This is a genomic window from Streptomyces sp. AC555_RSS877, assembly GCF_019049245.1.
GTDB lineage: Bacteria > Actinomycetota > Actinomycetes > Streptomycetales > Streptomycetaceae > Streptomyces.
In genome coordinates this window covers 26,299-38,709 of sequence record NZ_JAGMUK010000054.1, presented here as the reverse complement: position 1 = coordinate 38,709, position 12,411 = coordinate 26,299, and the positions used below count along the sequence as shown (strand labels likewise).

General features: G+C 71.8%; 12 protein-coding genes. 4 read left to right on the top strand and 8 right to left on the bottom strand.

From position 1 onward, the window contains the following. Positions 1-8 precede the first annotated feature (8 nt). The 4 genes from KUM49_RS23840 to allB all read right to left on the bottom strand — a co-directional run bounded on the left by KUM49_RS23840 (position 9) and on the right by allB (position 3,959). Positions 9-404, bottom strand: a complete 396-nt coding sequence (locus tag KUM49_RS23840; RefSeq protein ID WP_217238963.1) for a ribonuclease domain-containing protein — start codon at positions 402-404, stop codon at positions 9-11. An 85-nt stretch (positions 405-489) separates the two neighbouring features. Beyond that, positions 490-1,113 carry a dihydrofolate reductase family protein gene (locus KUM49_RS23835; protein ID WP_217238962.1) on the bottom strand — a complete coding sequence of 208 codons (624 nt, stop codon included), beginning with the start codon at positions 1,111-1,113 and terminating at the stop codon, positions 490-492. Positions 1,114-1,431: 318 nt separating this feature from the next. Beyond that, the gene (alc, locus tag KUM49_RS23830) at positions 1,432-2,562 is read right to left on the bottom strand and encodes an allantoicase (RefSeq protein WP_217238961.1); all 1,131 of its coding nucleotides are present in this window, start codon (positions 2,560-2,562) and stop codon (positions 1,432-1,434) included. 59 nt (positions 2,563-2,621) lie between these two features. After that, complete coding sequence (gene allB, locus KUM49_RS23825) at positions 2,622-3,959, bottom strand: allantoinase AllB (protein ID WP_217238960.1); 1,338 nt, start codon at positions 3,957-3,959, stop codon at positions 2,622-2,624. Positions 3,960-4,239: 280 nt separating this feature from the next. On the opposite strand from allB, the gene KUM49_RS23820 reads away from it, so the two are divergent. Continuing rightward, a complete protein-coding gene (locus tag KUM49_RS23820) occupies positions 4,240-5,040 on the top strand; it encodes an IclR family transcriptional regulator (RefSeq protein ID WP_217238959.1) in 801 nt (266 codons plus the stop codon). A 79-nt stretch (positions 5,041-5,119) separates the two neighbouring features. Here the strand turns inward: KUM49_RS23820 and KUM49_RS23815 are convergent, their stop codons facing one another. Then, entirely contained in the window at positions 5,120-5,434 is a 315-nt protein-coding gene (locus KUM49_RS23815; RefSeq protein ID WP_217238958.1) for a DUF5955 family protein, read from the bottom strand. Positions 5,435-5,623: 189 nt separating this feature from the next. Here KUM49_RS23815 and KUM49_RS23810 point away from each other — a divergent pair, with 189 nt between their 5' ends. Continuing rightward, entirely contained in the window at positions 5,624-6,223 is a 600-nt protein-coding gene (locus tag KUM49_RS23810) for an NTP transferase domain-containing protein (RefSeq protein WP_217238957.1), read from the top strand. A 187-nt stretch (positions 6,224-6,410) separates the two neighbouring features. Further along, on the top strand, positions 6,411-8,045 hold the full coding sequence (gene aceB / locus KUM49_RS23805; RefSeq protein WP_217238956.1) for a malate synthase A: 1,635 nt from the start codon (positions 6,411-6,413) through the stop codon (positions 8,043-8,045). A 9-nt stretch (positions 8,046-8,054) separates the two neighbouring features. On the opposite strand, the gene KUM49_RS23800 is transcribed toward aceB, so the two are convergent. The 3 genes from KUM49_RS23800 to KUM49_RS23790 are packed head-to-tail and all read right to left on the bottom strand — an operon-like array spanning position 8,055 to position 10,793. Further along, complete coding sequence (locus KUM49_RS23800) at positions 8,055-8,330, bottom strand: SelT/SelW/SelH family protein (RefSeq protein ID WP_217238955.1); 276 nt, start codon at positions 8,328-8,330, stop codon at positions 8,055-8,057. Then, positions 8,327-9,241 carry a HipA family kinase gene (locus KUM49_RS23795; RefSeq protein WP_217238954.1) on the bottom strand — a complete coding sequence of 305 codons (915 nt, stop codon included), beginning with the start codon at positions 9,239-9,241 and terminating at the stop codon, positions 8,327-8,329. Before KUM49_RS23795 ends, KUM49_RS23800 begins: the two co-directional genes overlap by 4 nt. Before the next feature lie 22 nt (positions 9,242-9,263). Next, on the bottom strand, positions 9,264-10,793 hold the full coding sequence (locus KUM49_RS23790) for an IucA/IucC family protein (protein WP_308406708.1): 1,530 nt from the start codon (positions 10,791-10,793) through the stop codon (positions 9,264-9,266). Positions 10,794-10,885: 92 nt separating this feature from the next. Here KUM49_RS23790 and KUM49_RS23785 point away from each other — a divergent pair, with 92 nt between their 5' ends. After that, positions 10,886-12,385 carry an IucA/IucC family protein gene (locus KUM49_RS23785; protein ID WP_217238952.1) on the top strand — a complete coding sequence of 500 codons (1,500 nt, stop codon included), beginning with the start codon at positions 10,886-10,888 and terminating at the stop codon, positions 12,383-12,385. Positions 12,386-12,411 lie beyond the last annotated feature (26 nt).

Genomic DNA, 12,411 nt, shown 5'->3' with positions numbered 1-12,411 from the left:
GCACCGGCTCAGCAGTCGTGGTCGACCAGGTCGAACGAGGCGTAGTGGTCGGCCGTGTAGTAGTCCTCCTGGTACTCCTCACCGGTGACGATGCGGCGCGCTCCGCGCGTGGACGAGCCGGGGGTGATGACCGTGTACTCGTGGTAGTAGCCGGTCGACTGGCCGGGCAGGACGCCTTCCAGGTTCCGGAAGACCGTCCCGTCCTGCGAGTAGGGGTAGGGGCCGCCCTGCTCGATCAGGTCGAGCGTGTCGTGGGCCTGGGAGGGCAGGTCGCTGTAACAGATGCTGCCGACCGCCGTGGCGGCCGCGTTCGCCGAGGTGGCGGTGACGCTGCCGCCCACCAGAAGGGCGGACAGGAGAGCGGCGGCGGCACCGATCCGGGTGGCGCGTGGGGGGAATCTCATGACCCCATGATGACGCGCGTAGATGATGGCATGTCAATGACAACTTCGGAGATTTTCCCGTCAAGTCCGATGAGTTTTCGGAGAGTTAACCTTCGGGGAGTTCGTAGGTGCCGTACTCCGGGCGGCCGGTCACGTCGTACGACTGGATGGAGACGCCCGCGCCCGTGATCTGCCCGCCGGTGCGCCGGAAGGCGGTCGGTACGGCGCCCTCGGCGAACAGGCGGCGACCGGCGCCCAGCACGACCGGGAAGGTCAGCAGGTGGACCGTGTCGACGAGGTCGAGGGCGAGCAGCGACCGGGCGAGGGCACCGCTGCCGTGCACCTGGAGCTCGCCGTCGGTGACCTCCTTGAGAGCCGTGACCTCCTTGGCCAGGTCGCCGCCGATCACGGTGGTCCCGGACCAGCCGGGGTCCGTGAGGGTCGCGGAGGCGACGTACTTCGGCAGGGCGTTCAGCTTCGAGGCGACCGGGTCGGCCGGGTCGGTGTTCTTCGGCCAGTACGCGGCGAAGATGTCGTACGTACGACGGCCGAGGAGGAAGGCGCCGACGCGGTCGAAGACGCCGTTGACGAACCGGCCGAAGTCGTCGTCCCAGTACGGGACGGTCCAGCCGCCCTGCCGGAAGCCGTCTCGGGTGTCCTCCTTGGGGCCGCCGGGGGCCTGGTGGACGCCGTCGAGGGTGACGAAGGAAGTGAGGACGAGCTTGCCCATTGCGGGGCCTCCTGTCGCGAGTGGGGTCTGTTGCCATGAGGGCAGACCCCACCGGCACCCGCAACTCATCGGCAAGTGTGAGTGCCCTCGTCCTGGCCTGCAGGCGCTCGGTGGACGACGGGTTTCGCCCCCGCCGCCCCTTCCCTTCCCGTCCTTGGGGGCTCCGCCCCCAGACCCCGCTTTCGGCCCGAAGGGCCTCGTCCTCAAACGCCGGAGGGGCTGAAATTCAGCCCCTCCGGCGTTTGAGGAGATGAGTCTGGGGCGGAGCCCCGGAAGGACGGGAAAGGGAAGGGGCGGCGGGGGCGAAAACCCCCTGTGTCAGCCGCCCAGCCCCTGGTGACGCGTCGCCAGTGCCGCGGCGCCGTCCTCCGTCAGCGAGCCGAACAACCGCAGCCGGGAGATCCCGCCGTCGGGATAGATGTCCACGCGCGCGTGCGTGCCGACGGCCGGCTCCGGGAGGACGAATCGGTGGTTGGTGTCGGGCTGGAGGCGGGTGCGCGCAAGGATCTCCGTCCACGCGCCGTCCGCTCCGTCCCGCACGGACACCGACGCCCAGCCCGCGCTGTTGCCCTTCAGATACGCCGTGTCGATCTCGATCGCGCGGATCCGGGACCGGGCGACCAGTCGGTAGCGGATCCAGTCGTTGCCCTGGTCGCGGCGGCGGCGCGTCTCCCAGCCGTCGTCCATCTTGCGCGAGCGGCCCGGCTGGATGGTGTTGGTGGCCGGTGAGTAGAAGAGGTTGGAGGCGTCCTCGGCCTGGCCGCCGTTCTCCAGGGCGACCACGTCGAAGGTGCCGAGGACCTCCAGCCACTTCGGGTCCGGGACGACCTCGCCGTACACGCGCAGGCGCGCGATGCCGCCGTCGGGGTGCTGGTTGACGCGCAGGTGCGTGAAGCGCTGTTCGACCGACACCGCGAAGCCGTTCGCCGCGTGGCCGCCCACCGCCGTGCGGGGGACCAGCGTCGTCCACTTCACGTCTTTGGACAGCAGGTCCTCCGGCAAGGGGGACCCCTGCACCGACGTGCCCTCGACCGACACCGCCTGCGGGTAGTTGCCGCGGAAGTGGGCCGTGTCGACGACGATGCCGCGGACGACGCCGGGGGCGCCGAGGCGGACCAGCGCCCAGTCGTGGTCCTCGGCCGTGGGCCACGGGTGGCCGGCGGAGGCTCCGCGGCGGCGCCTGGTCTCCCAGCCGTCCATGATCTTGCCCTTGTGCCCGAAGTGCTCGGGGTCGAACTCGGCGGGCCCGGGAACCAGCAGGTTCTCCCGCTGGGCGAAGAACTCGTCGTTGGCGGCGATCACCGCGGCGCCGAGCTGCCGGTCGGCGAGGTCGGCGTACTGGGTGAAGGGGAAGTCGGCGGTGCGGTAGTCCGCGTACGGGTCACCGCCTCCGTAGGGGTTCGCGTCGCCGGTGAAACGAGCCGGAGGGGATGCGGGCTGCGCCGTCACGAAGTGTGCCTTTCAGGAGTCGGCCGCTGCGGGTGCGGGAGCGGAAACGAGAGAGGGGATCAGGGGGTGCGGGTGAGCAGTTCGCCCTTCGGGTCGGTGAACTCGCCGTCCGCGACGATGCGTTCGCCGCGCAGCCAGGTGGACTTCACGACGCCGTGCAGGGTCTTGCCCGCGTACGCCGTGACGCGGTTGCGGTGCTGGAGGGCGGCCGGGTCCACGGTGAACGTCTCGTCGGGCGCGAGGACCGCGAAGTCGGCGTCGCGGCCGGCCTCGATGGCGCCTTTCCGATCGAGGCCGACCAGGGCGGCCGTCCGCGTCGACATCCAGCGGACCACGTCCTCCAGGCCGTGGCCGCGCCTGCGCGCCTGAGTCCACACCGCCGCCAGGCTCAGTTGGAGTCCGGAGATGCCGCCCCACGCCGTCGCGAAGTCGTCCGTCTTCAGGTCCGCCGTCGACGGCGAGTGGTCCGTGACCACACAGTCGATGGTGCCGTCCGCCAGCGCCTGCCAGAGCAGGTCCTGGTTGGCCGACTCGCGGATCGGCGGGCAGCACTTGAACTCGCTGGCACCGTCCGGGACTTCCTCGGCGGTGAGGGTGAGGTAGTGCGGACAGGTCTCGACCGTGATGCGGACGCCCTCCGCCTTGGCCGCCGCGATCAGCGGGAGCGCGTCGGACGAGGACAGGTGGAGGACGTGGACGCGCGCGTCGAGGCGCTTCGCCTGGGCGATGAGCTGAGCGATCGCGGTGTCCTCCGCGTCCCGCGGGCGGGAGGCCAGGAAGTCGGCGTACTTGGGCCCGCCCTGCTGCGGGGCGGCGCCCAGGTGGTGCGGGTCCTCGGCGTGCACGATCAGCAGGCCGCCGAAGGAGGCGATCTCGGCGAGGGACCGGGCGAGCCGGTCCTGGTCGAGGTGCGGGAACTCGTCCACGCCGGAGGGCGACAGGAAGGCCTTGAAGCCGAAGACGCCGGCCTCGTGCAGCGGACGCAGGTCCTTGACGTTGTCGGGCAGGGCGCCGCCCCAGAAGCCGACGTCGATGTGGGCCTTGTCGGCGGCGACGGCCTTCTTCGTACGGAGGTGGTCGACGGTCGTGGTGGGCGGGAGGGAGTTGAGCGGCATGTCGACGAGGGTGGTGATGCCGCCGGCGGCCGCGGCGCGGGTGGCGGTCCAGAAGCCCTCCCACTCGGTGCGGCCGGGGTCGTTGACGTGCACGTGGGTGTCGACCAGGCCGGGCAGCAGGACGTGCTCGCCGACATCCTCCAGGCGGGCACCGGCCGGCACCTCGGCGTCGTACGGCAGGACGGCCGTGATCGTCCCGGCGGAGACCGCGACCGAGGCGGCGCGGGTCCCTTCCGGGGTGATGACGCGCGTCGAGCGCAGTACCAGTTCTCCGTCGGACACCCGGGCCCCTCTCACGCTGCGTGTGTGCCGTTTTACTTCCGGGAAACGGGATTTACTTTCACGTAACGGAATTCAACGTTCTGTTGAAGGAGTCTTCACTCCCGCCCTCACGCCGTCAAGGGCACACTTCCCCAGGGGACCACAAAGGGGCTCACTCTGGACGTTTCCACAAGGCGGAATTAGAATTCCGTCAAGCAGAACGTAGCTACGCACCATCGGGGAGTCAACCGACCCACGGGTAGGCTTCTGCCCTTCCCGCCTGTCCCGAAAGGAACGCGCCGTGCCGACGTCCAGCGCCAGCACCACCGACTCCGCGAAGTCCGCCAGCGGCGGAGTCCAGTCCCTCGAGCGCGCCTTCGACCTGCTGGAACGGATGGCGGACGCGGGCGGCGAAGTCGGTCTCAGCGAGCTCTCCGCGAGCAGCGGGCTGCCTCTGCCGACCATCCACCGCCTGATGCGCACCCTGGTGGTCTGCGGATACGTACGCCAGCAGTCCAACCGCCGCTACGCCCTCGGCCCGCGGCTGATCCGCCTCGGCGAGTCCGCCTCCCGTCTGCTCGGCACCTGGGCGCGCCCTCATCTCGCCCGGCTGGTCGAGGAGACCGGTGAGACGGCGAACATGGCGCTGCTGGACGGCGACGAGATCGTCTACGTGGCGCAGGTGCCGTCGAAGCACACGATGCGCATGTTCACCGAGGTCGGCCGGCGCGTCCTGCCGCACTCCACGGGCGTCGGCAAGGCCCTGCTCGCGAACACCCCGGACGGCGAGGTGCGCGCCCTGCTGGCCCGCACCGGCATGCCGGCCGCGACGGAGAAGACGATCACCACACCGGAGGGCTTCCTCGCGGCGCTGGCGGACGTGCGGCGCCGGGGCTACGCGGTCGACGACAACGAGCAGGAGATCGGCGTCCGCTGCCTGGCGGTGTCCGTCCCCAACTCCCCCACCCTGGCGGCCATTTCCATCTCGGGCCCGGCGGGCCGGGTCACGGAGGCGGCGACGGAGAAGATCGTGCCGGTGCTCCAGCAGGTGGCGGCGGAGCTGTCGGAGGTGCTGGCGAGTTCGGGCGGTCCGGCCGCCTGACGGTCCGCCGACGGCACCGACCGGGCAGGGCCGCCGCACCCGGAGGCCGGGCCCGCGAGGGCGTCGAGCGGCGTGGTCCTCACCGCCGCGGCGGCTGCCCGAACCCCTCCACCGCGTCGCGCACCTCGGACAACCCCCGGGACAGCGCGCTCACCGAGCCGATCGCCCCCGCGATCACCAACAGGGACCGCCGCAGCCGTGGAATCTCGGGCGCCCCCTCGATCGTCATCGCGGCCAGCGCGGCGAGTTCGTCCTCGGCGATGCCACGGTCCGGGAACTCGGCGGGGTGCGCGGCGAGTTGGCGGCGCAGCCGGGACACCGCGGCCCGCAGTTCCGCCACTCTCAGGTCCTCGTCGCCGCCGCTCACCGGTCTCTGCCCCAAGCTCCGCAACACAGCTTCCCCCCTCGCGCGCCGTTGTGCGCCCGCACCTTCTCCGCTCCCACCGCGACTCCCTGCGCGCTGGTCGGGCGCCGGGGGACGCGGGTCAGTAAACGCCACTCGGCGCCGGGTGCGCCACTGCGCGGACCGAAATCAAGCCCAGGGGAACCGGGTGCCTGCCGGGGCGTCAGGTATGCAGGACGCATGACCGACAACGCACAGCAGGTGGCCGGGCTGCTTCTCGCCGCGGGTGGCGGGCGCCGGCTCGGCGGACGCCCCAAGGCGCTGCTCGAATACCGGGGGCGGCCGCTGGTCGAATACGCGGTCGGTGTACTGCGCGCGGCCGGCTGCACCCGGGTCCACGTGGTCCTGGGGGCCGGGGCCGCCGCCGTACGGGAGCGGGCGGAGCTCGGCGACTGCGTACTCGTGGAGAACCCGGACTGGGCCGACGGCATGGGTTCGTCCCTGCGGGCGGGGCTCGACTCGCTCGCGGGTACGGGCGTGGAGGCTGCTCTGGTCTCGCTCGTCGACCAGCCCGGCATCGGGGCGGAGGCGGCCGGCCGCGTGCTCGCGGCTCACACGTCACAGCAGTCGCTGGTCTCCGCCGCCTACGACGGTGTGCGCGGCCACCCGGTCCTCTTCGGCGCCGCCCACTGGGCGGGGATCGCCAAGACTGCGACCGGCGACCGGGGGGCACGCGCCTATCTGAAGGCGCACGAGGAGGCGATCACGCTCGTCGAGTGCGGGGACGTGGCTCAGCCGTACGACATCGACACGGCCGCGGACCTGAAGCACCTTGAGTGAGCGGGGTGGCACTGAGCGCCACCCTCCCTCGACCCGAAGAATCTCGACATCAACAAACCATTGAAGTTCCACGATGAGGAAACTAGTATCCACTGTCCAGAAGCGCCCGTCTGCTCCCCGGGCGTCCCCCGCCGTACCGTGGTCGACTGGCACCCGGTGCCACGCTCGCTGAAGGAAGTGACAGCTCATGTCCGCACCAGCGCCGTCCCCGCTGGCCATCGTCGACGCCGAGCCCCTGCCCCGGCAGGAGGAGGTCCTCACCGACGCGGCCCTCGCCTTCGTGGCCGAGCTGCACCACCGGTTCACGCCCCGGCGTGACGAGCTCCTCGCCCGCCGTGCGGAGCGCCGCGCCGAGATCGCCCGTACCTCCACGCTCGACTTCCTCCCGGAGACCGCCGCGATCCGCGCGGACGACTCCTGGAGGGTGGCCCCCTCCCCCGCGGCCCTGAACGACCGCCGGGTCGAGATCACCGGCCCCACCGACCGCAAGATGACCATCAACGCCCTCAACTCGGGCGCCCGGGTCTGGCTCGCGGACTTCGAGGACGCCTCCGCGCCGACCTGGGAGAACGTCGTCCTCGGTCAGATCAACCTGGTCGACGCGTACACCCGGAACATCGACTTCACCGACCCGAGGTCCGGCAAGTCGTACGCCCTCAAGGACGACGCCGAGCTCGCCACCGTCGTCATGCGGCCCCGCGGCTGGCACCTGGGCGAGCGGCACCTCGTCGACAGCGACGGCAGCCCGGTCCCCGGCGCCCTCGTCGACTTCGGCCTGTACTTCTTCCACAACGCCCAGCGGCTGCTCGACCTCGGCAGGGGCCCGTACTTCTACCTCCCGAAGACCGAGTCGCACCTCGAAGCCCGCCTGTGGAACGACGTGTTCGTCTTCGCGCAGGACTACGTCGGCATCCCCCAGGGCACCGTCCGCGCCACCGTGCTCATCGAGACGATCACGGCCGCGTACGAGATGGAGGAGATCCTCTACGAACTGCGTGACCACGCCTCCGGGTTGAACGCCGGCCGCTGGGACTACCTGTTCTCCATCGTCAAGAACTTCCGTGACGGCGGCGCCAAGTTCGTCCTGCCGGACCGCAACGCCGTGACGATGACGGCCCCGTTCATGCGCGCGTACACCGAACTCCTCGTCCGCACCTGCCACAAGCGGGGCGCGCACGCGATCGGCGGCATGGCGGCGTTCATCCCCTCCCGGCGCGACGAGGAGGTCAACAAGGTCGCGTTCGAGAAGGTGAAGGCCGACAAGGACCGCGAGGCGAACGACGGCTTCGACGGGTCGTGGGTGGCCCACCCGGACCTGGTGCCGATCGCCATGGCCTCCTTCGACGCGGTCCTCGGCGACAGGCCGAACCAGAAGGACCGGCTGCGCGAGGACGTCGACGTCAAGGCGGCCGACCTGATCGCCGTCGACTCCCTCGACGCCAGGCCCACGTACGACGGTCTCGTCAACGCGGTCCAGGTCGGCATCCGTTACATCGAGGCCTGGCTGCGCGGTCTCGGCGCGGTCGCCATCTTCAACCTGATGGAGGACGCGGCGACCGCCGAGATCTCCCGCTCGCAGATCTGGCAGTGGATCAACGCGGGCGTGGAGTTCGAGCACGCAGGGAATGTCGTGAAGGCGACGCCGGAGCTGGCCCGCGAGGTCGCCGCCACGGAGCTGCGGAACATCAGGAGCGAGCTCGGCGAGGAGGCCTTCGCCGCCGGTCACTGGCAGCAGGCCCACGACCTGCTCCTGGAGGTCGCGCTCGACGAGGACTACGCGGACTTCCTGACGCTGCCGGCGTACGAGCAGCTGCGAGGCTAGAGAAGGGCCTCACTTGTCCGAGTGGCCCAGGGACTTTCCCGGGGCCACTCGGTCGCGTACGGCCTGCTTCACCGCGGTCGGCTCCGGGAAGCCCTGCTCACCGCGGTCCCAGACGACCTCGTCGTTGACCCTGACCACGAAGATCCCGCCCTTGCCGGGCTTCAGGGACAGCTCCGTGAGCTCGGTCTCGAAGGTCGTCAGGAGTTCCTGCGCCAGCCAGGCGGCCCGCGGCAGCCAGCGGCACTGGGTGCAGTACTCGATCTCGACGCGCTGAAGGTCACTCATTGGAGGTGCACCGACCAATCCTGTTCCGCCGCCGGTTTGCCGTGCAGGTCGGGGACCCGCTTGAGCCAGTCCGGCCGGCCTCGCTGTGTCTTCGCTGCACGGAGGGCTTCCTCGGCGGCGAGTTCCTCCCGGGTGGGAAAGTCGGTGGGGAGCCAGGACGCGGATGCCCGCACGCGCGCGTGGAGGTAGTCGACGTACGCCTTGCGGACGTCGTCCGGGGTGGCGAAGCCCGGCTCCTCGGCCAGCCAGGCGTCGGGGACCTCGGCCGCGATCTCGCGCAGCAGCGTCTCGGTGACCCGGGGCGCCAGCTCCGCGTCCGCCGCCCGCACGTCCGGCGCGTAGTGGCCGAGCGCGTGGTGCCGGAAGTCGTACGCCTTCTTGGGATCCGATCCGTCCCAGCGGTGGTGGAAGACGAGCGCGGCCCCGTGGTCGATCAGCCACAGGCGCGGCGGTACGGTCCCGAAGGTGGGCCAGATCATGAGGTTGGAGCTGTGCACCGTACGGTCCACGTTGACGGTCAGAGCGTCCAGCCAGACGACCTGGCCGGCCTCCAGCGGGTCGACGCGGAAGGTCTTGGCGACCTCGGGTGTGAAGTCCTTCGCGCCCGGCAGGTAGTCCATGCCGAGGTTCAGTCCCGTGCTGGCCCCGTGGAGTTCGCGCACCTCCTGGTGCGGCTCGTGGTCGGCGATCGCGGGGTCGAAGTGGACGAGGACCAGCTCGGGGAAACGCAGTCCGAGGGCGCGGGCCAGTTCGCCCACGATCACCTCGGCGACCAGCGCCTTGCGGCCCTGGGCGGAGCCGGTGAACTTGACGACGTACGTCCCCAGGTCGTCGGCCTCGACGACTCCGGGCACGGAGCCGCCGGACCGCAACGGGTTCACGTATCGGACAGCAGTCACATCGCGCAGCACACCGGCCAGGGTATGCCAGTGCTCACCCCGTCAGGGGGTTGGGCAGCGGCAGATAGCGGGCGTCGGCACCGTCCGCGCCGGTCCAGCGCAGCAGGAGGTTGGTCTTGCCGGGCAGGGTGGGCGAGGCGAGCAGGTCGGTGATCTCGGGGAGGTGGTGCCGGGACAGTTCGCGGCGGGCGGCGGGCCAGGGGTCGAGGCCGGGATGGTGTTCGGCCAGGGCCCCGGCGACCTCGCAGAGATGGTTGACGACCAGGCAGTACACCAGCCGCTCCCAGCCCGCGGCCCGGGACACGTCCGGCAGCAGCTTGACCCCCTCGGAGTCCCGGAAGAGCGCCTGCACCGGTGTTCCCTCGGCGTCCACGGCGACCAGCGTGTTCTGCAGGTGTGCTTCGAGTACGACGCCGTGGTCGGCGAAGGCCGCGAGGGCCGGGGGCACGACCTGGGCGAGATAGGCCTCCCACCACGCCGCCGGGTCCCCGGCGGCGGCGAGCGGGCTGCCGCCGAAGCCCTCCACCAGGCCGGCGGCCAGCAGGGGGGTCGCGCCGGGCACCACCCGGTCGCGCAGTCCGTCGCGGACCAGGACGGCGAGTTCCTCGAAGGCGAAGTCCGCGGTGCGGTAGCCGTTGTCGCCGAGCCAGGCCGCCGGGCCGGCGATCGCCGCGAACGCCTCGCGTGCCGCCGTGTCCGTGCGGCGCATGCTCAGCAGGTCGTGGCGCCACAGCCGGCGGACGTCGTTCGTGATGCGCACGTCGAGGCTGAACTTCAGGAAGAGGTCGCGTTCGGGCGCGTACAGCGTGCGGATCGCGGCCGTCGGCCAGGTCGCGCGGGCGCTCGTGCCCAGGTGGACCAGGCGGCCGTCGGCGAAGGCGGGGGCGAGGTCGCGGGCGACGAGGCCGAGCTGCCAGGGGTGGGCGGGCAGCAGTCGGTAGCCGGGCGGGGCCTCGCCGAGCGCGTCGAGGGCCGAGGTGTCGCCCTCCTCGACGACCCTGTCCGCGCGCAGCCCGAGCAGTGTCAGCGGGAAGCGGGCGTGTGCCTCGGGGGCGTACGGCAGCCAGCCGGCGGCGGGGCCGCCGCCGCGGGCCTTGGGCGCCGGGTGGTGGGGGTGGCCGGTGATGAGGCACTGCTCAGAGAGCAGGTACGGGTCCTCGGGCGGCGTCGCCCGGGCACGGGCGGTGAGCAGCGCGGCCACCGCGTCCCGGCTGTCGAGCATCTCCGCGGGCAGTTCGTGGTTGGACAGGCCGGTGTGGCGGACCAGTTCCTCGGCCACGAGTTTGACGAGTTCGGGATGGCTGACGGGCTGCCAGCCGTCCGCCGTGCACACCTCGGGTGCGGCGGGCCGCCGCTGCCCGCGCACCCGCAGCAGTCTGCCCCCCGGCAGCCGGTGCACCCGGTGTGCGCCGGGTTCGCCGGTTGGCGGGAGGGGTTCGGCCACCTCCCGCAGCAGACAGTTCAGAAGGGGCGCCGCCGCGTACGCGTCGGCGCGGTCCGCCACGTCGTCGCGTGGTGCGGCGTCGTCGGCGGCGGGCGGGGGGATGAGATCCACGCGTTCCACTCGTTCTCTACGGTCCGTTCGGGCGGAGACGATCAGTATGTCTGTCGTCACCCCCTGTCGTGACATCCCTTTCGTACCCGAGGAGCCCCCCCGTGCACCGTCCCTTCACCGCCGAGGCCGAGGTCGCCGGCGAGCTGGCCGCCGTACGTCCCGACCTCGTGCCGCGGTACACGGCCGAGCTGCCGGGTGCCCGTGCGGCCGTGCTGACCCGGCTGTGGCGTGCGCTCGCCCACGAGCCGCTGCCGTGGGTCGCGGGCCGCGCCGCCGGCCGGGACGGTCTCGCGGTGCGCCTTTCGGACGGCCGCCGGCTGGACGGCCCGCACCCGGACCCGTACGCCACCGCCGCGTACGTCACCGAGGTGCGGCTCGACCACCTGTCGTACGACGATCCGGCGCGGCTGATGAGCGACCTCGCCGTCGCGCACGGCAAGGACTTCGCGGCCGAACTCGGCCACAGTGTGGCGTCGTTGGCGCTGTCGCGAGCCGGTGCGCCGGCCCACTCGCAAGAGTGGCCGGTGTACGACTGGGAGTGGGAGCAGCGGGTGGTCGACGGGCATCCGTTTCATCCGGGCTGCCGCTCCCGGCCCGGTTTCTCGGTGGCCGAGCAGCTCGCCTACGGGCCCGAGCACGGGCCGATGGTGCGGCTGGGGCTGGTGCCGGTTCCGGCGGGCGAGTGCCTGGTGACGGGTGACTGGCCGGACGAGATGCGGGACGGGGGGCGGCTGTTGGTGCCGGTACACCCATGGCAGGCGGAGCATGTGCTCAAGCGTCCGAGCGAGGAAGGGCTCCCGGCTCACCCCCTGATGGCCCTGCGCACCCTCGCGCTGCCGGACGGGCCGCACGTCAAGACCGCGCTGAGCGCCCGGCTGACCTCCTCGGTGCGGGACATCTCCGTCTACTCGATCGCCCTGTCCGCGACCCTGTCGGCGTTCGCCCAGGCGCTGGCCGCCCGCCTGGACGGCCTGCTGCACATCACCCGCACCCTGGGCGCGGCCACCGCCAACTCCCCTGACCTGGCGGCGGTGTTGCGCCAGTCGCCGCAGGACTACGCGGCGAGGGAGCTCGGCGAACGGGTCCTGCCGGTGGCCGCCCTCGCCGCCACCGGACTGCCCGACTCCCCCGCCTGGCTGGCCGACTTCACCCGCCTCGCCCTCACGGTGGGCCTGCGCCTCCTGGAGCTGGGCGTTGCCCTGGAGGCGCACGGCCAGAACCTCCTCGTCGTCCTGTCCGCGACCGGCGCCCCGCTGCGCCTGGTCTACCGCGACCTCGCCGACATCCGGGTCAGCCCGGCCCGGCTGGCCCGGCACGGCATCCCGGTCCCGGCGCTGACCGGACGGATCGTCACGGACGACGAAACGACCCTGCGCCGCAAGCTGTTCGGCTCACTGGTGGCCGGCGCGCTGGCCGGTACGGCGGGGTCGGGGGCGGCGTTGCGGGACGCGCTGGGGACGGCCGTACGAGACCTTCCGCGTACTCCCGATCTCACCGCGCTGCTCGAAGAGCCGTTGCCCGCCAAGGCGTTGACGCTGATGCGGCTGTCGCCGGGGACTCCAGGCGACCAGTGGACACAGCTGCCCGGTCCGCTGCGCTGAAGGGCCGTTTTGGAGCCCGGCACCCC

Bases quoted from the DNA above. Each gene is read 5' to 3' on its own strand.
- KUM49_RS23810 (WP_217238957.1), top strand. From the start codon at position 5,624: ATGACCGACAACGCACAGCAGGTGGCCGGGCTGCTTCTCGCCGCGGGT.
- KUM49_RS23800 (WP_217238955.1), bottom strand. From the start codon at position 8,330: ATGAGTGACCTTCAGCGCGTCGAGATCGAGTACTGCACCCAGTGCCGC.
- KUM49_RS23840 (WP_217238963.1), bottom strand. From the start codon at position 404: ATGAGATTCCCCCCACGCGCCACCCGGATCGGTGCCGCCGCCGCTCTC.
- aceB (WP_217238956.1), top strand. From the start codon at position 6,411: ATGTCCGCACCAGCGCCGTCCCCGCTGGCCATCGTCGACGCCGAGCCC.
- KUM49_RS23835 (WP_217238962.1), bottom strand. From the start codon at position 1,113: ATGGGCAAGCTCGTCCTCACTTCCTTCGTCACCCTCGACGGCGTCCAC.